Source organism: Paenibacillus sp. JCM 9796 (assembly GCF_055379675.1).
Genome location: NZ_AP043723.1, coordinates 1,096,802 through 1,116,828 on the forward strand (window position 1 = coordinate 1,096,802; position 20,027 = coordinate 1,116,828).

General features: G+C 52.2%; 22 protein-coding genes and 1 other RNA gene. 11 read left to right on the plus strand and 12 right to left on the minus strand.

From position 1 onward, the window contains the following. Positions 1-9: 9 nt before the first annotated feature. Both ACZ439_RS05355 and ACZ439_RS05360 read right to left on the minus strand, forming a co-directional pair. Complete coding sequence (locus ACZ439_RS05355) at positions 10-243, minus strand: ferredoxin (RefSeq protein WP_127606099.1); 234 nt, start codon at positions 241-243, stop codon at positions 10-12. A gap of 175 nt (positions 244-418) precedes the next feature. Next, positions 419-1,741, minus strand: a complete 1,323-nt coding sequence (locus ACZ439_RS05360) for a DNA polymerase IV (RefSeq protein WP_230876121.1) — start codon at positions 1,739-1,741, stop codon at positions 419-421. A gap of 177 nt (positions 1,742-1,918) precedes the next feature. Between ACZ439_RS05360 and cimA the strand changes: the two genes are divergently transcribed. Further along, positions 1,919-3,538, plus strand: coding sequence for a citramalate synthase (gene cimA, locus ACZ439_RS05365; RefSeq protein WP_054796824.1), 1,620 nt, complete (start codon positions 1,919-1,921; stop codon positions 3,536-3,538). 54 nt (positions 3,539-3,592) lie between these two features. On the opposite strand, the gene ACZ439_RS05370 is transcribed toward cimA, so the two are convergent. Beyond that, complete coding sequence (locus ACZ439_RS05370; protein WP_127606101.1) at positions 3,593-4,147, minus strand: TlpA family protein disulfide reductase; 555 nt, start codon at positions 4,145-4,147, stop codon at positions 3,593-3,595. A 186-nt stretch (positions 4,148-4,333) separates the two neighbouring features. On the opposite strand from ACZ439_RS05370, the gene ACZ439_RS05375 reads away from it, so the two are divergent. After that, the gene (locus ACZ439_RS05375) at positions 4,334-5,677 is read left to right on the plus strand and encodes an MFS transporter (protein WP_464620735.1); all 1,344 of its coding nucleotides are present in this window, start codon (positions 4,334-4,336) and stop codon (positions 5,675-5,677) included. A gap of 61 nt (positions 5,678-5,738) precedes the next feature. Further along, on the plus strand, positions 5,739-6,221 hold the full coding sequence (locus ACZ439_RS05380) for a M67 family metallopeptidase (RefSeq protein ID WP_054796822.1): 483 nt from the start codon (positions 5,739-5,741) through the stop codon (positions 6,219-6,221). 42 nt (positions 6,222-6,263) lie between these two features. On the opposite strand, the gene ACZ439_RS05385 is transcribed toward ACZ439_RS05380, so the two are convergent. The 3 genes from ACZ439_RS05385 to ACZ439_RS05395 all read right to left on the minus strand — a co-directional run bounded on the left by ACZ439_RS05385 (position 6,264) and on the right by ACZ439_RS05395 (position 9,540). After that, entirely contained in the window at positions 6,264-6,998 is a 735-nt protein-coding gene (locus ACZ439_RS05385) for an exonuclease domain-containing protein (protein WP_141333878.1), read from the minus strand. Next, positions 6,995-8,095 carry a DUF294 nucleotidyltransferase-like domain-containing protein gene (locus tag ACZ439_RS05390; RefSeq protein WP_155614745.1) on the minus strand — a complete coding sequence of 367 codons (1,101 nt, stop codon included), beginning with the start codon at positions 8,093-8,095 and terminating at the stop codon, positions 6,995-6,997. Before ACZ439_RS05390 ends, ACZ439_RS05385 begins: the two co-directional genes overlap by 4 nt. 65 nt (positions 8,096-8,160) lie before the next feature. Further along, on the minus strand, positions 8,161-9,540 hold the full coding sequence (locus ACZ439_RS05395; RefSeq protein ID WP_372813400.1) for an ammonium transporter: 1,380 nt from the start codon (positions 9,538-9,540) through the stop codon (positions 8,161-8,163). Positions 9,541-9,898: 358 nt separating this feature from the next. On the opposite strand from ACZ439_RS05395, the gene ACZ439_RS05400 reads away from it, so the two are divergent. After that, positions 9,899-10,330, plus strand: a complete 432-nt coding sequence (locus tag ACZ439_RS05400; protein ID WP_054796821.1) for a helix-turn-helix domain-containing protein — start codon at positions 9,899-9,901, stop codon at positions 10,328-10,330. Positions 10,331-10,369: 39 nt separating this feature from the next. Then, the gene (locus ACZ439_RS05405; RefSeq protein WP_054796820.1) at positions 10,370-11,050 is read left to right on the plus strand and encodes a zinc metallopeptidase; all 681 of its coding nucleotides are present in this window, start codon (positions 10,370-10,372) and stop codon (positions 11,048-11,050) included. Positions 11,051-11,132: 82 nt separating this feature from the next. Here ACZ439_RS05405 and ACZ439_RS05410 read toward each other — a convergent pair whose 3' ends face one another. Then, positions 11,133-12,026, minus strand: a complete 894-nt coding sequence (locus tag ACZ439_RS05410; protein WP_054799239.1) for a LysR family transcriptional regulator — start codon at positions 12,024-12,026, stop codon at positions 11,133-11,135. A 128-nt stretch (positions 12,027-12,154) separates the two neighbouring features. On the opposite strand from ACZ439_RS05410, the gene tpx reads away from it, so the two are divergent. Continuing rightward, complete coding sequence (tpx, locus tag ACZ439_RS05415; RefSeq protein ID WP_127606112.1) at positions 12,155-12,658, plus strand: thiol peroxidase; 504 nt, start codon at positions 12,155-12,157, stop codon at positions 12,656-12,658. A gap of 75 nt (positions 12,659-12,733) precedes the next feature. Here the strand turns inward: tpx and ACZ439_RS05420 are convergent, their stop codons facing one another. From ACZ439_RS05420 to ACZ439_RS05440, 5 genes are all read right to left on the minus strand, one after another. Beyond that, entirely contained in the window at positions 12,734-13,123 is a 390-nt protein-coding gene (locus ACZ439_RS05420) for a DUF1499 domain-containing protein (RefSeq protein ID WP_127606113.1), read from the minus strand. 157 nt (positions 13,124-13,280) lie between these two features. Beyond that, the gene (gene fsa, locus ACZ439_RS05425; RefSeq protein WP_127606115.1) at positions 13,281-13,937 is read right to left on the minus strand and encodes a fructose-6-phosphate aldolase; all 657 of its coding nucleotides are present in this window, start codon (positions 13,935-13,937) and stop codon (positions 13,281-13,283) included. 43 nt (positions 13,938-13,980) lie between these two features. Further along, positions 13,981-14,162: non-coding RNA, 6S RNA (gene ssrS / locus ACZ439_RS05430), on the minus strand. A gap of 76 nt (positions 14,163-14,238) precedes the next feature. Then, positions 14,239-15,060 carry a YesL family protein gene (locus ACZ439_RS05435; RefSeq protein ID WP_127606117.1) on the minus strand — a complete coding sequence of 274 codons (822 nt, stop codon included), beginning with the start codon at positions 15,058-15,060 and terminating at the stop codon, positions 14,239-14,241. 161 nt (positions 15,061-15,221) lie between these two features. Next, positions 15,222-16,820, minus strand: coding sequence for a degradosome RNA helicase CshA (locus ACZ439_RS05440; RefSeq protein WP_127606119.1), 1,599 nt, complete (start codon positions 16,818-16,820; stop codon positions 15,222-15,224). 263 nt (positions 16,821-17,083) lie between these two features. Here ACZ439_RS05440 and ACZ439_RS05445 point away from each other — a divergent pair, with 263 nt between their 5' ends. The 5 genes from ACZ439_RS05445 to tatA all read left to right on the plus strand — a co-directional run bounded on the left by ACZ439_RS05445 (position 17,084) and on the right by tatA (position 20,006). Next, positions 17,084-17,632 carry a DUF4178 domain-containing protein gene (locus tag ACZ439_RS05445; protein WP_054799237.1) on the plus strand — a complete coding sequence of 183 codons (549 nt, stop codon included), beginning with the start codon at positions 17,084-17,086 and terminating at the stop codon, positions 17,630-17,632. Positions 17,633-17,682: 50 nt separating this feature from the next. Continuing rightward, a complete protein-coding gene (locus ACZ439_RS05450; protein ID WP_127606123.1) occupies positions 17,683-18,402 on the plus strand; it encodes a DUF4247 domain-containing protein in 720 nt (239 codons plus the stop codon). Positions 18,403-18,472: 70 nt separating this feature from the next. Then, positions 18,473-19,306, plus strand: a complete 834-nt coding sequence (locus ACZ439_RS05455; RefSeq protein WP_155614749.1) for a YitT family protein — start codon at positions 18,473-18,475, stop codon at positions 19,304-19,306. Positions 19,307-19,465: 159 nt separating this feature from the next. Then, the gene (locus ACZ439_RS05460; RefSeq protein ID WP_054796819.1) at positions 19,466-19,660 is read left to right on the plus strand and encodes a hypothetical protein; all 195 of its coding nucleotides are present in this window, start codon (positions 19,466-19,468) and stop codon (positions 19,658-19,660) included. 112 nt (positions 19,661-19,772) lie between these two features. After that, complete coding sequence (gene tatA / locus ACZ439_RS05465) at positions 19,773-20,006, plus strand: twin-arginine translocase TatA/TatE family subunit (RefSeq protein ID WP_127606127.1); 234 nt, start codon at positions 19,773-19,775, stop codon at positions 20,004-20,006. The last annotated feature ends 21 nt before the right edge of the window (positions 20,007-20,027 follow it).

Here is a 20,027-nt window from a genome sequence, read left to right on the forward strand (position 1 = left end):
TCGAATCGATTAGTTAAAAGGCGTATCCGCCACTTTAATAGAGTCAGTCGGGCAACCGTCTTGCGCGTCTTGCAGATCATCGTACAGGTCTTCCGGAATTTCCGTAACGCCTTTGTTGCCGTCGCCTTCGAAAATAACTTCGGCAAGGCCCTCATCATCGTAATCGTAAATATCAGGTGCCGTGGCGCCGCATGCGCCGCACGCGATACAGGTGTCTTTTTCAACCCAAGTATATTTTGCCATGTCTAAGTTCCTCCCTTGATTGTGTAACCTTATCCTAAAATATAATATTATAAAAAACAAGAAAGTTCAAATAGAAAGTATGAAACAAATCGTTCACGGAACGAGAACGGTAGCCTCTCTATACGTTATATTAACCCGAACGGCCCAACCTTAAAACAAAACGAACGCAAATGGTTCAGGAATCGTCTTCCACCTCGAGCCCCTTGAGCCGCAAGTGATCCATCTGCAGCGACGTGCCGCGCACTTTGGCGTTACGGATCAGCGTCGACGGATCGTCGCCCAGCATCCCGGCCGTCAACACCGCGCTTTCCCCGTACTTGTCGCGCAGCTTGTCGAGCGTCCGGTTGAGCTTTTCTTTCACCGGCTGCTTCTGATAGCTGAATAAATCGAGCTGCACGGCGGATTCCTGCCGCGAGGTCAAATTTTGCAGCGTAAGGCCGACCAGGCGCACCGGGTCCCCTTCCTTCCAATAAGCATCGAACAGCTTGCACGCCATCCGGTAAAAGTCGTCGGCGCTCTCCGACGGCTCCGTAAGCTTAGCCGCTCTCGTAATCGTCTTCATATCCGGATCGCGAATCGTCACCTGCACGGTGTGCGCGAGCAGCTCCTGCTTGCGCAGTCTGCGCCCCACTTGATCCGCCAAATTCAGAAAAACGCGGTGAAGATCAGCACGCTGCGTATAGTTCACGGGCAGCGTCGTCGTATGGCCGATCGATTTGCTCTGTTCGCGCTCCGGGTTGACGGGGGCGTCGTCCTCGCCGTTCGCCGCCCGTTTCAGCCAGGCGCCCATCACCCCGAAGTGGTTCGTCAGCAGCCTCTCATCGGCATGCGCCAGCTGACCCAGCGTATGAATTTGCAGCCGTTTCAGCTTATCCGCGGTCTTCTTCCCGATCCCGAACAGCAAGGCGCACGGATGCGGCCATAGCACCCCGGGGACGTCCCGCTTCCGCAGCACGGAGATGCCATTTGGCTTCTTCATATCGGAAGCCATTTTGGCCAGCAGCTTATTCGGGGCGACGCCGATGGAGCAAGGCAAGCCAAGCTCCTCGCGAATGCGGCTCTGTATCGTTTGCGCAATGTGCAGGGGCGTGCCGAACGACTTCGAGCCGGTAATATCAACGTAACATTCATCAATCGACATCGTTTCCACGAGCGGCGAATAGTCATAAGCGATTTTCATAAAGCGGCGGGAGAACTGGCGGTATAAATCGAAATCGGGTCGGATCAAAATCAAATTCGGGCATAACTTCAACGCCTCGCGAACGAGCATTCCGGTCTTCACGCCGCGGGCCCGGGCGACGTACGAACACGTCACGATGATGCCTTTGCGCAGCTCCACGCTTCCCGCCACAGCCAGCGCCTTGCCGCCGTACTTCTCCGGCTCGACGGCTTCATGCACGGAGCAATAAAACGCGTTCATATCGATATGCAGAATCACTCTGCCGTTCAGCGGATAACCGTTCGCCGGCATCCGCGTCTCCTGGGTTCCGTCCGACATCGCCCGGGTCACCTCCTCACTTCGCTATCTCTAGCATAAATCGGCTCGCGGCGTCGGTCAACTGCCGCCCTGACGGCATGATTTTATATTCTATAATATCCCTAACAAGAAACAATGTGCTATAATTATGAATTATACTTTGCCATCGATAGGCTTTCACGAAACAGGAGGATTCCCATGACAGGCACCGTTAAAATTTTCGATACTACGCTCCGCGACGGAACGCAAGGAGAAGGCGTCAGCCTTTCCGTGGAAGACAAGCTGAAAATCGCCCAGAGGCTCGACGCATTGGGAGTTACTTATATTGAAGGCGGCTGGCCGGGAAGCAACAACAAAGACATCGAGTTTTTCATTCGCGTCAAAGATTTGAAGCTCAAGCACGCCAAGGTGACCGCCTTCGGCAGCACGCGCCGCAAAGAAACGCTCGCGGATCAAGATCCGAACCTGAACCGAATTATCGAAGTCGGGGTTTCGGTTGCCACCATCTTCGGGAAGTCGTGGGATTTCCAGGTTCATACGGCGATCCAAACGACCTTGGAAGAAAACCTGGCGATGATTTTCGATTCCGTCCGTTACTTGAAGCAGAACGGGCTCGAGGTTATCTACGACGCCGAGCACTTCTTCGACGGTTACAAAAGCAACCCCGACTACGCCTTGGCTACCATCCGCAAAGCGGAGGAAGCAGGCGCGGATTGGATCGTGCTGTGCGATACGAACGGCGGCACGCTGCCGCACGAAATTACGGAAATCGTGAAGGTCGTCCGTCAATCGGTCGCGACGCCGGTCGGTATCCACGCCCATAACGACTGTGAGCTCGGCGTCGCCAACAGCCTCGCGGCTGTCATGGCCGGCGCTACGCAAGTGCAGGGCACCATTAACGGGTACGGCGAACGCTGCGGCAACGCCAACCTCGTGTCCATTATTCCGAATCTTCAATTAAAGCTGAACTACAGCGTCATCAGCGAAGAACAGCTGGCCAGCTTAACCGGCGTCGCCAGATACGTCAGCGAAATCGCAAATATGCATATGCCGGTGAACCAGCCGTATGTAGGAGCGGCCGCTTTCGCTCACAAGGGCGGCATTCACGTCTCGGCCATCCTGCGCAACTCCAGCACATACGAGCATATCAAGCCCGAGCTTGTCGGCAACAAACAGCGTGTCCTCGTCTCCGAGCTGGCCGGTCAAAGCAATCTCGTATTCAAAGCGCAGGAAATGGGTCTTGATTTCGATACGAACAACCAGCAAACCAAGCAGTTGATCGAGCAGATCAAAGAAATGGAGCATCAAGGCTACCAATTCGAAGGTGCAGACGCTACGCTGGAGCTGCTCATTCGCAACGCATACGGCAAGCTGGAGGAAGTATTCTCGCTCGAATCGTTCAAAATTATGGTCGCCAAAACGATGAACCAGCCGGTATTAACCGAAGCGATCGTGAAAGTGAGAGTCCACGGCGAAACCTGTTATAACGCGGCCGAAGGCAACGGCCCGGTTAATGCGCTCGACAACGCCCTGCGCAAATGCTTGCTGCAGTACTACCCCGGCCTCCAGAACATGCATTTGTCCGACTATAAGGTGCGTGTGCTTGACGAGAAAGACGCAACGGCCGCGAAGGTTCGCGTACTGATCGAATCGTCCGACTTCCAGAATACGTGGAGCACGGTCGGCGTCTCCGAGAACATTATCGAAGCCAGCTGGCAAGCGCTTGTCGACAGCATCCGTTATGCCTTGCTGAACCAAACAAGAGCCGCGAGCAAGCAAGCAGAGTCTAAAGAACGCTTAGGCCTTGTCAACCACTAGAACGAGTGAAGCTGCAGTCCGCGCTCCGATGCGCAGGCTGCAGCTTTTTTACGTTCAGGAAGCCGGCGAAGCGTCAATAAGCTTCTTAATTTTAGCCTCCAGCTCATCGGGAGCAAGCACATGGACGATTTCCACCAAGCGTCCATGCTTGTCAACGAGAAAGCTTGTCGGGACGAACAAAATACGGAAATCGTTCGCCGCCTCGCCGCTCGTGTCGAGCAGGACCGGAAAAGGCAGATCGTGTCCTTGAACGAACGCGTTGACATCTTTTATCGAATCACCCTTCGTAACGTTCACCGCATACAGATCGAAATGATCCTTGTAACGCTTGTACACATGTTTCAGCGCCGGCACCTCCTCATGACAAGGCCCGCACCAAGACGCCCAAAAATTAATCAGCAGCGGCTTGTCGCGCGTGCCTCCGATCACGTATTCTTTACCGTCCAAGCCTTTTATTACATGGTGAGGAACCGGCAAATCGACCGCAACCGACGGTTTAGCCGCCGCCGCTGCCGCGACCTTCGTCTGGCGATCCATGCGCTGCCATTGCCAGCCGGCGGTAACCGCCAAAACCAAAGCCGCAACCGCCAATGCTATTGTTTTTTTCATCGTATGTTCTCCTCCATCTTGCGATCCTGCTTTTCCTCCGGCGCGCCAACAAGGGATGCCTACTATTATTTCCAGCTGCAGCGAAATGAATCCCATGGAAAACGTTCCAGCCTGCTTCCAAGGATGGCTTCCAGAGCGCAGGATACATTAATCTTATTATCGGCGCATATGGAGGTCCCGTCAGCAATGGAAAAAACGAAAAAGAAGAAACTGTCCATCCTCTTCGAAAGCGATATAACAGCGGATAACTACACAATGAATCGCCAATCCGAAGCCGGCGACCAAACCGAATCCAAGCCGACCGCGAAGCAGCAAGCGAACGCCGGCTCCAAAGGTTTGATCTGGGAGTTCATCGCCATTGCAACGGTACCGCTCGTCCTGGTGCTCGGCAATTCGATGCTCGTACCGATCTTGCCGGAACTTCAAGAGAAGCTCGGGATCAGCCAATTTCAGAGCAGCCTTGTGATTACGCTGTTTTCCGTCACAGCCGGCCTTGTGATCCCGATATCCGGTTATTTGTCGGACCGGTTCTCACGCAAAGCGATTATTATCCCTTCGCTCATCATTTACGGAGCAGCCGGCATTTTGGCTGGTCTGGGGGCCGTTTGGAACTCCTACACCGTGCTTATCGTCGCCAGAGCGATTCAAGGCCTGGGCGCCGCCGGCACGGCGCCGATCGCGATGGCACTGGCGGGCGACTTGTATAACGATGGAACGGAAAGCAAAGCGCTAGGCTTGACGGAAGCGTCCAACGGCACCGGGAAAGTGGTCAGCCCGATACTCGGCTCGCTGCTGGCGTTAATTGTTTGGTATGCCGCCTTTTTCGCATTTCCGGTGTTTTGCCTGCTTTCCCTGCTCGCCGTTGTTTTTTTGCTGAAGGAACCGGAGCGCAAGAACGAACCCCCGAAGCTGTCCGAATATATCCGGCAGATCTGCACGGTCATGAAGAAAAAAGGCCGCTGGCTGGTCACTTCGTTTGTCGCCGGTTCGGTAGCGCTGTTCGTCCTGTTCGGCGTTCTCTTCTATTTATCGGACATTCTAGAAGCGGCGCCGTACCATATCGACGGCGTCATGAAAGGTCTTGTGCTGGCAATCCCCTTGCTGGGACTCGTGATCACGTCGTATACGACAGGCTCCATGATTAAGAAGAACGGCAGCTTGATGCGAGTGCTGATGACGATCGGATTAGCTGTCATGACGGTCTCGCTCGGCTTATGCATCCTCTTTTATAACAAAAACATCTATCTGTTCATCAGTCTTCTAACGCTCAGCAGCATTGGAACCGGGCTCCTTCTGCCGTGCCTCAACACCATGATTACGGGCTCGGTCGAACGCGACCAGCGGGGAATGATTACGTCGCTTTACAGCAGCCTGCGCTTCCTGGGTGTGGCGTTCGGTCCGCCCTTGTTCGGCTGGATGATGGACAAGTCGCATCAAATCGTATTTATTACCGTTACATCGCTTACCGCGATCACGCTCGTTCTCGTCTTTTTCTTCATCAAACCGCCTGCCAAGCTTGGAGGCAGCTAGCCATCCGGAGCGGTTGCTCTTATAATGGAAGGTAAAAATGAGATGAGGCGAACAGCGCCCGATGCCACCCGAATCGATTACACTGACGTCCGCCGTTTGGCAAAAGATGATAGACTATTGCCGGGAAGCCTACCCGCTGGAAGCCTGCGGCTTGCTATTCGGCGGCGATTCAACGCAAAGCGAATCCCTGGTTTCGCCCATCATCGACGAATTTCTGCCGATCGCTAACGTTGCCTCCGACCCCGGGCACCGGTTTCGGATGCATCCGCAGCAGCTGATTCGGGCGTTGACGCGGGGCTCGGGAGAACACCCGGCGGGAACACGTCGAGCATTGCTGGGCATCGTTCATTCGCACCCGAAAGCGCCGCCGGTTCCATCTTCGCTCGATCTCGACCCGTTGTGGAACGGTATTGCGAGTTATTGGATCGTATCGTTATCCGACCTGGAGTCGCCGGCTGTGCGAGCTTACACCATCACCTGCGGCGGGGACAAGAAACCGGTCAGCCTTCCTCTGGTTTTCCGCGTTGGCGACAACGGTCCATAAGCGCAAAAAAACCTTCGGATTCGACTTCGTTCCGAAGGTTTTTTAATGTCTGCTGAGCTGCATGTACAAATCGCCAAGCGTCTGAACGTCTCGTTCGCGCGCTTGCTCGAGCAGCCTCGACCACAAGCGGGCTGTCATTCTCGCATCCTCCAGCGCATGATGCCGCTGCGTCACTTTAACGCCGTAATGATCCAGCAGCGTATCCAGATCATACGCTTTCAATTTCGGATTCAACCATTTGGCGACCATCATCGTATCGAGCAGCCGGTGCGTCAAATTCACCTTGGAGGTGCGCCATAAAGCGGCGTTCAAGAAGTGCTTGTCATGCCCGGTGCCGTGCGCAACGAGCACCTTCTGCTGAACGAACTCCAAGAAACCGCGCAAAGCATGCAGCAGCTCGGGCGCGGCGGACGCTTCCTTGTTCGTGATGCCCGTCAGCTCTTCGATTTCCTCCGGAATATTGCGTTTCGGATTGACCAAGCTGTAGTACGTTTGTTGATCTTCCACTTCCGAGCCGTTGACGGCTACCGCGCCGACCGAAATGATTTCGTCTCCGTTATACGGCGAAAAACCGGTCGTTTCCAAATCGAATACGACCAGTTCCAGCGTATGGAGCGGAATTTCATATAACGAATTTTTTCGCTGTTCCTTCATGATGGACCGAATAAAAGCCATCTGCTGTGCACTTTGCATATCAAACATCGATGTGATCGCCGGCGTAAGCCCGCCCATTTTGTACAAACTCCACATTCTTCCCGGCGGCCTCCTATCCATCACCAGCATTCACCCGCTTTCTTCCGATTTTCTATCTCCGAATGTACGACCTTTTTGACGTATTTCTGCAGCTCGTTTCCGATCCGCAAACACAATTTCAATTCGGTCGTTCTCTCTCTGGTCAATAAATCCGCCGTCAGCTTGCCTCTTGACGTATAATGGCCTTCCTCCAGCTGGAACGGGGTCATCGAGCGCAGCTTTAGCGCAGCCGCCAACGCATCGAGCCAGTCGTGACCGATTTCGTCGGGCACATGCCCTCGGGCAAGAAGCAGCCTGATCCGCCCTTCCGTTGAAGTAACCCGAATGCCTGCTTCCAGCGCGAGCAGCCGGACTCCGTTGACGATCGGGATATAGGCGCCGTATTTGACATCCACACCGCCGGCATCCTCACCATACCGCTCCTTGATGAGCTGGCCGAATATGCCGATCGACACTTTGTGGTGCAGCGTATTCTGCAGCATATACCCGTACATCACCGGATGCGCTTGATTGTAGGAAACGAAGGAGTCGATGAGCGACTCTCCCAGGCTGCGGTCGCCGTAAATCGTGCGCAAATCGGCAGCGATGAGCAAATACCGGACGTTCTCCCAATTCGGCTCCGCCAACCATTCGTTCGTCATCGCCAAATAACCGGATAGCGGCTGCCGCCACTTGTCGTTCGTGCACAACACCCCGCCGCTGCATGGCGGATAGCCCGCCGTCTCCAGATTGGCCGATATACGTTCGGACAGCACGCTGAAAAACGCCTTCGCTTGTTCCGCTTCCTTCTCATCCCCCGGATCGGCGTAAATCAGACCGTTGTCCTGGTCGCTCCACAATGTTTGTTCTACTCGTCCGCCGCTGCCGAATAGCAAAAAAGCATAGGGAAGAGGAACCTGTTCGTTCCTCTCCTCACAGAGGATTCGCTCCGTCATCTCGATCGTCCGGTAAATAATCGTATCGTGAAGCCGATTCACCCCTCCGTTCCATTCGAACGGTTCTTCCGAAGGAAGATGCAGGAGAAATACATCGTGAGCGCGATCGCGTAAAGCTCTAAGCTGGCTGAAGTCCCGGGCCTCTTTGACCTCTTGGATGATGCTGTCCCACGCATGACGCTCCATGCCTGCATCTCCTTCCCGTGAGAGAATTATAGCTGATTTTTCTTGTACAGATTCCGAGGCTTTTCTTACAGGCTGTGCGTTTGGCCGCCGGCTGCCGCTTTTTTCATTTGCTCGGGATAGCCGTACGTGCCGTGTTCGGAAAGGTCCAAACCGATGATTTCTTCTTCTTCGGTTACGCGCAGACCGATCGTCACTTTAATCAAGTACAAGATAATGAAGGAAAGCACGAGCACGAAGAGGAACGCCCCGACAACGCCGAGCGCTTGAACGCCCAATTGCTCGAACCCGCCGCCGTACAGTAAACCGGCTTTACCGATCCCTACCGTTTCAACCAATTGCGGCGTTGCGAAAATACCTGTAGACAACGTACCCCAAACCCCTGCGATCCCGTGTACGGAGAAAGCGTAAACCGGATCGTCAATACCCGCTTTTTCAAACCATTGCGCGGTGAAGAAGGTAACAATACCGGCAATCGCGCCGATGATGATGGCATCGCGGGGCGTTACGAAAGCGCACGCGGCTGTAATGGCGACGAGCGCGGCAAGTACGCCGTTCAGCATGCTGGGAATGTCGGCTTTGCCGAAGTAAATCCAGGAGACGATCAGTGCCGCTACCGCACCTGCTGCAGCAGCCAGGTTCGTGGTCAGCGCAACGTGACCGAAGAAGCCGTCGCCGGTTGCGCTAAGCGTGGAACCCGCGTTAAATCCGAACCAACCGATCCACAAAATAATGACGCCAAGAACGGAAAGCACTTGGTTATGACCTGGAATCAGGTTAGGCGTTTTGTCTTTATTATATTTACCGATACGAGGTTTCAGCAAGATGGTCGCCACGAGAGCGGCCGTCGCGCCCTGCAGGTGAACGACTGTCGAGCCTGCGAAATCCTGCATGCCGATAGCGCCGAGCCAACCGCCGCCCCATACCCAGTGGGCAACGATAGGATAGATGATGATCGTATATAAAATACCGAAGATGAAGTAAACCGGAAGCTTGCCGCGCTCTGCGAAACCGCCCCATGCGATCGCGAGCGATACGCCGGCAAAGGCGAGCTGAAACAAGAACAGAATGCCGATCGGAATCGGAGATTCCGCAAACAAGCTGATGCTCGCTTTCACCTGATCAGCCGTACCGTCCAGGAAAAAACCGCCGGTACCGATAAAACTGTTGCCGTCGCCGAACGCCAAACCGAAACCTACAGCCCAGAAAGCGATGGCGCACAGCCCGAACGTCAAGATGGTTTTACCGGCAACGTGACCTGCATTTTTCATCCGCGTCGAGCCCGCTTCCAATAAGGCAAAGCCGGCTTGCATGAAGATGACGAGAATGGCTGCAAGCATAACCCAAACCGAATCGATAGCCGCAGCCAATTGAGCCGGCGTTTTGTCGTCAGCCGCAAGTGCCATTCCGGCAGGAGCGAACAGGGACAACAGACCTAAAGAAACCATCATTTTCTTTAACACATCGACCACTTCCTTAGTTTGTGTTATTTTATATAACATAATATGAAATTAATAATGTCATTATATGCAGATATTCATTTTTTTGCAATAGATCTTTCATTAATTTTATGGTTTTCCGAAAAATAACCTGACATCGAGAGATGATCATTCGTTTTTTATATGAATAATTTGTACTACTCCTAATATGCGTGTCATATATTATTACAATTCATTTGGATGTCTACCGATTTCCGGCAGCCATATCGGTTCTATGCCCATTTACGCAACGCAAAGCATAACGTTTGACTGTATGGTTTGGAATGAGTATCATTATAGGTGAAAAGAGGTGACGAATCATGGGGATATGAAGCTTTATAAAATTGGCGAGCTAGCTCGCTTATCGGAAGTAAGCCCCAGAACGATCGATTATTATACGAAGCTCGGCTTAATCGATCCGGAAACGAGGTCGAATACAAATTATCGATTGTACAGTGATGAAACCTTGACTCGGCTTAAACGTATTGAATCGATGAAGAGGGAGAAATATACCTTAGAAGAGATCAAGGACAGCCTTCGTCAATGGAACAAAGTAAGCCAAGACGAGATTGTGACAGATAAACTTACATCCTTGCAGGTTCTATTGAAGCAGCTGGAACGGGAAGCGAAGGAGGTCGGCCCGCTTGTCGAGAAGCTGAAGCCGACGCAGCTGAAGAATCTGCACCAGAAGCTGACGCCATCCGCTGCTGCTTGTATCGAAGCACTCTTGCTGCTGCTGGGTAAAGGCCCTCTTTCCTGATATAACCTCAAACAAACAAAGAATGGAGTGTAGTCGAATATGTTATTCACGCCATGGACCATCCTCATTCTGGCCGCATTCGGACTGAGCGTTTGGGCAAGCTTCCGGGTTAAAGGAACCTTCAACAAATTCTCAGACGTACCGGTCGAGTCGGGATTGACCGGTTACGATGTAGCGCGGCGCATCCTGGACGACAACGGACTGTATGACGTACCGGTCGAAGCGGTTCGCGGTGCATTGACCGACCATTACGACCCGGTGGCGAGAGTCGTCAGATTGTCTGAACCCGTATACTACGAGCGTTCGATCTCCGCCGTATCGGTGGCGGCGCACGAAGTCGGTCATGCGATCCAGCATAAGGTTCATTATCCGATGCTGGTAGCCAGACATAAGATTTTCCCGATTGTAAACTTTTCTTCTGGCATCGCACCGTTCCTTCTGTTAGGAGGATTTTTCTTCAAAATTTCCGGGCTCATCCTGATCGGGATTCTCTTATTCAGCGCCGCTGTCGCTTTTCAGTTGATTACGCTGCCGGTGGAGTTTAACGCTTCCTCCCGCGCCCGCGACCTGATGATCTCCTCGGGATTCATTCGTAATCATGAGGAGAAGGGCGTCTCCAAAGTATTAGGCGCCGCCGCACTAACTTATGTCGCCGCCGCCCTCATCTCGGTGCTGCAGCTGTTAGAATACATTTGGATCTTCAACCGCAGCGACGATTAATTCAACTCAACCAAGAAGCCCCGGCCATCGGCCGGGGCTTCTTGGTTGCTATGTGATGCAGCCGTTGATGGGCTGGCTATGATCAAGAACGATGAATGAAAAACTCGAGTAAAAATTTACGAAACCCTTCGGCAACAAGCGGCAGCTTGTCCCCCGAGCGTTGAATCAACCCGACGCTGCGCGTTACGCGCGGTTCGATGACCCGCACCTTGGACGGCTGCAGCTGGCTAATCTCCGTTAATGCCATCTCCGGCAGCATACTTACCCCCATACCGGCCGCCACCAATCCGCGGATCGTATCCGTCTCCTCGCCTTCAAAGCCGATTTTCGGGGTAAATCCGGCCTTAGTGCAAGCTTCAAGCACGATGCTCCGCAGCGAATACTCCTCGCTGAACATAACGAACGAATCGTTCTTTAACTGTTCCAATCGAATTTGTTCATTGCGGGCCAGCGGGTGCTCCTGCGGGACGATGGCGTACAGCTCTTCCAGCAGCAGCAAATCGCCCGTGACTTGGTTATGTTTCTCGGGAAAAGGTGAAATGAAGGACAGATCGATTTCACCTTTCACCACATCGCGGATGAGACTATTGTAGGTGCCTTGACGAAGGCGGAATTTGACTCGCGGATGTGTTTCCCGAAAACGCGCCACGACGGTGGGCAGCAAATAAATGCCGAGGCTGTGCGGGAAGCCGATGCGAATTTCTCCCTGCTCCGGATCCATGAACTCATGAACTTCGTTTATCGCCCGCTCCAAATCCGTCATTATGGCTTCTACGCGACACAAAAACAACTTTCCGACCGAGGTAAGCTGGAGATTGCGCCCCTTCTGCACGAATAATTGGACACCCAGTTCTTCCTCCAGCTGGTGGATTTGCCGGCTGACCGCCGATTGCGCCACATGCAGCTCTTCCGCCGCTTGAGTCACGTGCTGCTTGCGGGCCACTTTCACAAAATACTGCAACTGTCTGAATTCCACGGGATTCCTTCCCCCTGTTTCTTGGTTGAGGCACACTCTATTGGACAAGTTCTCATATAAAAGTTTATAATAATAATTGGTGAAATACCAATCATTCTCAAAGAGAATTAAAGGAGGCCCATGTACACATGGCACAAGCGACACTGAAAGGCAATCCGATCACGCTTGTCGGACCGGAGCTTAAAGCCGGAGACAAAGCACCTGACTTCACAGTTAACAAAAATCTGCTCGAAACCGCATCGCTTTCCGATTACGCGGGCAAAGTGAAGCTCATCAGCGTGGTGCCTTCCTTGGATACCGGCGTGTGCGACGCACAAACCCGCCGTTTCAACGAAGAAGCGGCTAAATTGGGCGACAACGTGGTCATCCTTACCATCAGTAACGACTTGCCGTTCGCGCAATCCCGCTGGTGCGGCGCAGCAGGTATCGACAAAGTCATCACCTTGTCCGACTACAAACATCATTCCTTCGGTAAAGCTTACGGTGTGTTGATCCAAGAACTGCACTTGTTGATGCGCTCTATCTTTGTTATCGACGCGAACGACACCATCCAATACGTGGAGTACCTCGGTGAAATGACCGATCACCCGAACTATGAAGCAGCTGTCGACGCTGTGAAAAAACTCGTGTAATCCATATGAAGTCATAAAAAAAACAGCGAAGCTACCCTCGCTGTTTTTTTATTCCCCCCTGGAAAAACACCGGATTCAATCATGTATTTTATAAGCGGCGAGCCGCTTGTCGATATGTTTGAAGATGTCCAGTATGGTGCGGTAATTGGAGCCCAAGTCCCCCAGCGAACCGCGCGAGGCGGAATATACATCGATGGCCGTTTTGACCGGGTTGATCCCGAATAACGTCACCGTAATATCCTGCGTCCTGCCGGTAATCGTCCGCCGTTCCAATACGATCTCGCCGACGCTGCGCACCTCATGGAGCAGCTTGTAACCGTTCAATTTTTTGAACATGTTGACCACTTCATCCATGGCCTGGTCTTTGGAGAGTTTATAATTGCGGGTCTTCAGCAGCGGATCCCTGGCTTTCTCTCCGGTCGTTTCATGGCTGCGAATCAGACCGATTAAGGTTCGCTTTAGCAAAGCATTCCCTCCTATGCGAAGTGCGTATCTATTCCAGTTAACACTAATGTTTATCATATCATTGTTTACAAGGAAGAGAAAGAGGAAATGCGCGTTTTCGCAAGAAAAAGAGCCGAATCAGAAGTGAAGCGGCTCTTTCTCTTGAATTAAACTTCTTCTAGAAAACCGATTGATTGGCGCCTTCCCAATCCTTCAAGAAACGTTCGATGCCTGCATCCGTCAACGGGTGCTTGGCCATCTGTTGAATAACTTTATAAGGGACCGTTGCGATATCTGCGCCCAGCAGCGCCGCATCGATGACATGCGTCGTCGTCCGTACGCTGGCGGTAATGATTTCAGAGGAAATGTTATGAATTTTAAACATTTCGCTGATTTCTTTAATCAGGTTCATCCCGATTTGGTTAATATCATCGAGACGGCCGACGAACGGAGAGACGTATGTAGCGCCGGCGCGTGCAGCCAACAGCGCCTGCGTGGAGCTGAAGATAAGCGTTACATTCGTCTTAATGCCAAGCTCGGTGAAACGTTTCGTTGCCTTTAACCCATCCTCGGTCATCGGCACTTTCACCACGATCCCGTCGCCCAGAGAAGCGAGCTTCTTGCCCTGCTCCACCATTTCATCGGCTTGCAAGCTGATAACTTCCGCACTGATCGGAAGGTTGCCGACAATGGCGGATATTTCGCGTACCGTTTCAAAAAAATCTCTGCCTTCCTTCGCGATCAGCGAAGGATTCGTCGTGACGCCGGCAATGACGCCAAGCTCATGCGCTTTTCGGATTTCTTCCACATTGGCGGTATCGATAAACAGCTTCATCTCCAACATCCCTTCATCATATGTATCCGGTATTTTGGGCACAAAAAAACCCGCATATGCCGTCCGGTTTAGTGTCTCAAACCCGCTCTCGCAGGTGGGTGTCCGCAGAACCGGTTTTGAGATCCCTTTTCGAGGGCATGTCAGCCGCGATTCAATGTTGGTCTCCCTAGAAACAGTCATTGGTTCAAAACAACTTTAAAACCGAAACGAACATCGCAGGATTTTGTTGTAGTCTTATTATAATCTACCGCTGAGCGAAAGTAAACTCGGCCGCGGATGAAGTTCATGGAACGTTGGGAACTTATTGCTTGTCCGCTTGGTTGGCGTTATCTTTAGCCGCATCCGCCGCAAGAAGGTCGCCAGACTTCGATGCTTCATCCGGGTCCGACGGCGCATCGCCTTCGTCCGCCTCTTCCTTCCCGCTCAAAGCCTGCTGCTTTTCCTGCAGCTTGCCGAAGATGAGATTAAAGTGCCAGAACGAAATGACGGCGATTAGACTGCCGGTGAAGAACGGAATCAGGAACGTGAATATGCGAGTGCTCACGAACAGCACAACACCGACCAGCACAATCATGGACAAGGAGCGAATCGGGCTTCCGATCGTAATCAGCACCGCATTCTTGACAATCTGCAGCATCTTCATATGCAAATGCGTCAATATAGAAAAGAAATGGAACAAAGAAATGATCAGCAGCACCGAAATCGACATTACCAAAAAACGTAAAATGCCGAACAGCCCGGATTGATTCCCGTAAAATTGAAAATTGGCGTACAAGATAGCGCCAAACAGCAAGTAAATAAATCCGCCGATCATCGCTTGAACGAAGTTTGACTTGTAGCCGCGGAAAAATGTCTTGAACAGCGGCACATCCTCATCCCCCGTCACCCATTTACGCGCGACACTAAACATGGCCGCCGTCGAAGGAAAGAGGGTGAACGGCGAAACGACAGCCATTAAGAACAAGGTTTGGTAGACCATCTGCTCTGTTGTCGAATTCAACAGTAAAATACCTAGGAAAAAGAACGGTATCGCGCAAAAGATCCATAATAAATTGATGACGGACAACCGCATAATCCATTCGGAAATCCGGTAAAATCCGCCCATTACTCCTCGAAACTCCACTACAACGCCTCCTTCTGTCTCCAAACTTATTATAGCTTATTTCCGGAAATCCAGGTAGCCGTCCATGCCCGTCCGGGAAATTCAAATACGGCTATAAAATCAGGAAGGCCCATGCTTTAGGCATGAGCCTTCCCGATTTGGTAACTAGGGCGATTCGTGTATTATACGAGCGTTTCTTCGTTCGAGCGATTGGACGAACGCGTATGACCGCCGCGGTCGCTGCGTCCTTCTTGACGGTTATCCGAACGGCCGCGATAATCGCGGTTCTCACGGTAGCCGCCTTCGCGACGTCCGCCATCACGGCTGCCGTCACGACGGGAGCCGCCGCGGTCGCCACCACCGTAAGGACGGTCATTGCGGCGTGCGCCGCCTGCCGTACCGTAAGGGCCGGAAGGTCTGCGTCCGTTCGAACGAATGTCCGGACGACGCTTCTTAGCGCGAATCGGATCCTCTGGCGTCAGTTCGATTTCAACTTCCTTCTTATCGCCGCCGGTCAGCAATTTCAAAGCGGAAGCCAGCAGGTGAACCGAGTCGTGCTGCTCCAACAGCGAGATCGCAAGACCTTTATATTCGTTATGTTCTTCTTTTTGAAGCACTTCAAGCACGCGCTCGGCTGTCAGCTTTTGCTTGCCTTCAATCGCTTCAGCCAAGCTTGGCATCGGCTTACGGGCAATGCGATGACGGGTAATTTTCTCGATAAAGTACAGGTGGTCGATCTCGCGCGGCGTTACGAACGAGTAGGCCACGCCTTCTTTACCGGCACGGCCGGTACGGCCGATCCGGTGCACATAACTTTCCGGATCTTGCGGCAAGTCGAAGTTGATGACATGCGTTACGCCGGAAACGTCCAATCCGCGTGCGGCTACGTCGGTAGCGACCAGTACATCGATGCTTCCGTCACGGAATTTGCGCATCACGTTATCGCGTTGGTTCTGGGACAAGTCCCCGTGCAAACCTTCCGCCGTATAACCGCGTTTTTGCAGCGCTTCGGACAGCTCGTCGACACGGCGCTTCGTGCGGCCGAAGATAATCGCGAGATCCGGGGATTCCATATCGATCAAACGGCACAGCGCTTCGAACTTCTGGCGCTCATGCAGCTCGATGTAAGCTTGCTCGATGTTAGGTGCGCTGATTTGCTTCGGAATAACCGAAACGTGCTCCGGATTTCTCAGGAACTGTTGCGCCAGCTTCTGGATATTAGTCGGCATCGTCGCCGAGAAGAGCATCGTTTGACGCTCGTCCGGAACAAGCCGAAGGATGGATTGGATATCTTCCATGAAGCCCATGTCGAGCATTTCGTCCGCTTCATCCAGGATAACCGTCTGCACGTCGTCCAGCTTGATCGTTTTGCGGTTAATGTGGTCGAGCAAACGGCCCGGCGTACCGATAATAATTTGCGGCTTCTTGCGCAGGCCGCGGATTTGCTTCACGATATCTTGACCGCCGTAGATCGGCAGCGAGCGGATGCCTTTGAAACGACCGAGCTTTTCGATTTCTTCCGCCACTTGAATGGCAAGTTCGCGGGTCGGACACATGATGAGCGCTACGATGCGTTCTTCCTTGATGTCGATTTTATTGATCAACGGAATCCCGAATGCTGCCGTTTTCCCGGTTCCCGTCTGTGCTTGACCAATGAGGTCGCGGCCCTCCATGGCTACAGGAATGGCCTTATCTTGAATCGGAGTCGATTCTTCAAAGCCCATCTCCGTAATGGCACGCAACACTTTCGGCTCCAAGCCGAATTCACTAAACGTTTTCAAATGATTTCATTCTCCTTTGTTCTATGGGTTCTCATATTGTCTGTACCCTTAAGTGCGACTCCTATCTTCTTTTTATTACTCTCTTCATGAAACACTTTCTAGCTGTGTCAAAATGAACAGTCAAGGCCGTACTTAAGAATATCTTTAGTATTATACCACATGCGGAAGTCATATTCCAGAAATGTTCAAATTGAAACCCGTTTTCCCCGAACATCGTATATAATACATATATAGAATGCCCTGACGAAAAGGAGCGACAGCCCATGTCCGTATGGAAAAGAGTGGGAGGAATTTTGAAAAGCAACAAGTCGGTGCCGGAGACTAAACCCTCCAATCCGTTTGAAGATACGAAGGTTGGAGACATCGTGAGCGTCGATCTGGAAGAATACGTCGTGTCCGGCAAGCTGACGTACTTCGATCAAGGTTTCGCACCGCATCGCTTTGCGTATTATTTGCAAAACGGCAAGCATCTCTCCTGTTTGCTTGTGGAAAAAGGACGTACGTACGAATGCTTTATTTGTGAATTCGTGGAGGGAGCTTTGGACGATCCTAACGATGTGCCTACCCGGCTTGACACAGGCGGCGAGGTGACGTACGAGCTTGAGCACAATCGGACCGACACGGTGCGGACCGAAGGCAATACGGATTTCCGGGCCGCGGACCAAGTGATGTTTTGGCGTTATTTCGGGACGGAGGATCGTTATTTTTTCCTGCAATGGCAAGACGGTAAATATGTGGCGATGGAAGGCGAACGGACGCCTGCCGGTTTAATCAAATTTTTGAAAGCTTCGAGCGAACCGAAGTCTCATTGATTCGTTTCGCCTGATCATACGATGGTTCTGCGAGGAGGTGACCCTGTTCAATGAAGCGTGCAGCCCGTTGGCTCGCCCTTGTGCTCGTATTCGCGCTATTAGCCGGATGCGGCGATTCAGGCAATTTTATTAAGGAAAACTATTCGTTGATCGACGTTCAGGGCCAAGGCAAGAGCACTGCCAAAATTTATTCGGTAACCGGCAAAGATGTGCCTACTGTAGCTCATGAACTGGAACAGCAAGAGAAACCGCAGGAAATAAGCAAAGAATCGACCGAGCGGATGTTTCTCGTATACGACAACAAGATCATTCATGTCCAGAAAGACCCGGATAACGAAAATACGACGCTTGTTGAATTAGACACGATCCAATATGCAAAAGATAATTACGACTCTTCGTTCTTGCAAGGATATTTAACCGCTACGCTGATTCAATCTGTTTTTGGCGGAGGCTGGTTTAACAGCCACCGGGGATATGACTACCGGGGCTACACGTCCAGCAAGCGTTACGACGATTACGGCAAATACCAGACGGCGCCTTATCCGAGCGCCTCCGCTCCCGCGAAGACGCCGGCGCAGACCGCGCCTTCGACGTCCGATCGCAAAGGGAGCTTCACAACGACGCCAACCAAGCCCAGTACGGGCGCCGGAAGCAGCAGCGGCTCGGTTCGCCGGAACGACGGCTCCACCCCAAGCTACGGCAAAGCGCCGTCAAGCGGATCGTCCAAGCCGAGTACAAGCAAGCGATCCGGTTCTTTTAAACGAAAATAACGATCGAAACGTGAAGCTTTCCGCGACAATCGTGAGAGAGCTTCACGTTTCGCATTCACGGAGGATTCCTATGATAAAGCTGCAGCGCTCGTGGATCGGTTCCATTCTCGTGACCGTCTTGAGCTCGGCTTTCATTGCGGCCAGCTTCAATTTGTTCCTCATCCCCCACCAGCTGCTCAGCGGCGGCTTGTCCGGGATTGCGATGATGATCGGGTATTTGACCGGGTTCGACATCTCTCTGCTATACCTCGTATTGAACTTGCCTGTCCTGATTTGGGGACTGGTTTCGATCGGACGCAAATTCATTGTGCTCAGCACGTTTTCCGTTATCTTAACGACATGGTTCATGCGGATCGTACCCGTCGATACCGTTGCGAACGATTCGATCATGTCCGCCGTTACCGGCGGCGTGCTGCTCGGTATCGGTTCGGGCATCACCATGAGGGCTGGCGGCTCGACAGGCGGCCTCGATATCATCGGATCGATATTGACCCGTAAACGGGATTTTCCGCTCGGCACCGTCCTGTTCGCTTTGAACGGCGTCGTTATTTTAATGCTCGGCTATTATAAGAACAACTGGGACCTCGCCCTCTATTCGATGGTAACTATTTTTATTACGGGCAAGGTCGTGGACACGATACATATCCGGCATTTGAAGGTCACCGTCTATATCGTCACGCAAAAGAAGGAGCTGCTGCTGCAAAAAATGAAAAAGCTGCACCGCGGCGTTACCGTTATTCAAACGGAAGGGGCATATACGAAGCAGCCGCAGCATATGCTGATGACCGTAACGACCCGTTATGAGCTCGCCGACCTCCGGCAGCTCGTCCGCAAATGGGATCCGCAAGCGTTCGTGAATATCACCGAAACCGTCGGCGTTATGGGCTTATTTCGCAGAAATTAGCTTATTTTTAGCAGTCCGCTGGCACAAAAGTACCGCTGTCAACTTAAACAATCTATGTTATAATCTAATTGTAACTTCATAGCCGTTGATTTCCCCGGCTTTACCTGTATGGCTCGTAAGTGGCTCCTGATCTCTCAACACCAGATGACGGGAAGGGTGATGCTTGTGGAAACAGTAAAGCTTTCGACGATTGTTATGAAATTAACGCCGGAATTATATCCTTTTCTCAAGCAGCGTGAACTCGAGTCGGAGATCGTGCTGCGAAACGGGCTCGCTGCCCTGGAGGCCGAGGACGCCATGGAAATTATTCAATACAGCATATCCGAGCACCAGAAAGACGCCCACCTTCATTAAGAAGGGGGCGTTTTATTTATGAGTTTCAACATTTCGCAATAATTCCATGTTATGCTTTCCGCCTAAATGTGATATGATATGACATAGAATACGGTAATCGGAGGGATCATGAATGGGCGCCTTATCCCCATGGCATATTATTTTAATTGCTGTCGTGCTGCTGCTGCTGTTCGGACCGAACAAGCTGCCCGAGCTCGGCCGCAGCTTCGGCAAGATGTTCCGCGAGTTCAAGGATGCGACGAACAACAACAGTGGAAACACGAATGACAACCGTGAGCTGGAAGCTCCGAAAAAAGAGCTGGCAATTGCTTCCGATACGGCACAACAGCCAAACGCGCAAAAATAGAAAAGCTCCTGACCGGAGCCT

Bases quoted from the DNA above. Each gene is read 5' to 3' on its own strand.
- ACZ439_RS05445 (WP_054799237.1), top strand. From the start codon at position 17,084: ATGTCCGTATGGAAAAGAGTGGGAGGAATTTTGAAAAGCAACAAGTCG.
- ACZ439_RS05390 (WP_155614745.1), bottom strand. From the start codon at position 8,095: ATGGAGCGTCATGCGTGGGACAGCATCATCCAAGAGGTCAAAGAGGCC.
- ACZ439_RS05400 (WP_054796821.1), top strand. From the start codon at position 9,899: ATGAAGCTTTATAAAATTGGCGAGCTAGCTCGCTTATCGGAAGTAAGC.
- ACZ439_RS05460 (WP_054796819.1), top strand. From the start codon at position 19,466: ATGCTTGTGGAAACAGTAAAGCTTTCGACGATTGTTATGAAATTAACG.
- ACZ439_RS05375 (WP_464620735.1), top strand. From the start codon at position 4,334: ATGGAAAAAACGAAAAAGAAGAAACTGTCCATCCTCTTCGAAAGCGAT.
- fsa (WP_127606115.1), bottom strand. From the start codon at position 13,937: ATGAAGCTGTTTATCGATACCGCCAATGTGGAAGAAATCCGAAAAGCG.
- cimA (WP_054796824.1), top strand. From the start codon at position 1,919: ATGACAGGCACCGTTAAAATTTTCGATACTACGCTCCGCGACGGAACG.
- ACZ439_RS05450 (WP_127606123.1), top strand. From the start codon at position 17,683: ATGAAGCGTGCAGCCCGTTGGCTCGCCCTTGTGCTCGTATTCGCGCTA.
- ACZ439_RS05405 (WP_054796820.1), top strand. From the start codon at position 10,370: ATGTTATTCACGCCATGGACCATCCTCATTCTGGCCGCATTCGGACTG.
- tatA (WP_127606127.1), top strand. From the start codon at position 19,773: ATGGGCGCCTTATCCCCATGGCATATTATTTTAATTGCTGTCGTGCTG.
- ACZ439_RS05360 (WP_230876121.1), bottom strand. From the start codon at position 1,741: ATGTCGGACGGAACCCAGGAGACGCGGATGCCGGCGAACGGTTATCCG.
- ACZ439_RS05355 (WP_127606099.1), bottom strand. From the start codon at position 243: ATGGCAAAATATACTTGGGTTGAAAAAGACACCTGTATCGCGTGCGGC.
- ACZ439_RS05455 (WP_155614749.1), top strand. From the start codon at position 18,473: ATGATAAAGCTGCAGCGCTCGTGGATCGGTTCCATTCTCGTGACCGTC.
- tpx (WP_127606112.1), top strand. From the start codon at position 12,155: ATGGCACAAGCGACACTGAAAGGCAATCCGATCACGCTTGTCGGACCG.
- ACZ439_RS05395 (WP_372813400.1), bottom strand. From the start codon at position 9,540: ATGGTTTCTTTAGGTCTGTTGTCCCTGTTCGCTCCTGCCGGAATGGCA.
- ACZ439_RS05370 (WP_127606101.1), bottom strand. From the start codon at position 4,147: ATGAAAAAAACAATAGCATTGGCGGTTGCGGCTTTGGTTTTGGCGGTT.
- ACZ439_RS05380 (WP_054796822.1), top strand. From the start codon at position 5,739: ATGCCACCCGAATCGATTACACTGACGTCCGCCGTTTGGCAAAAGATG.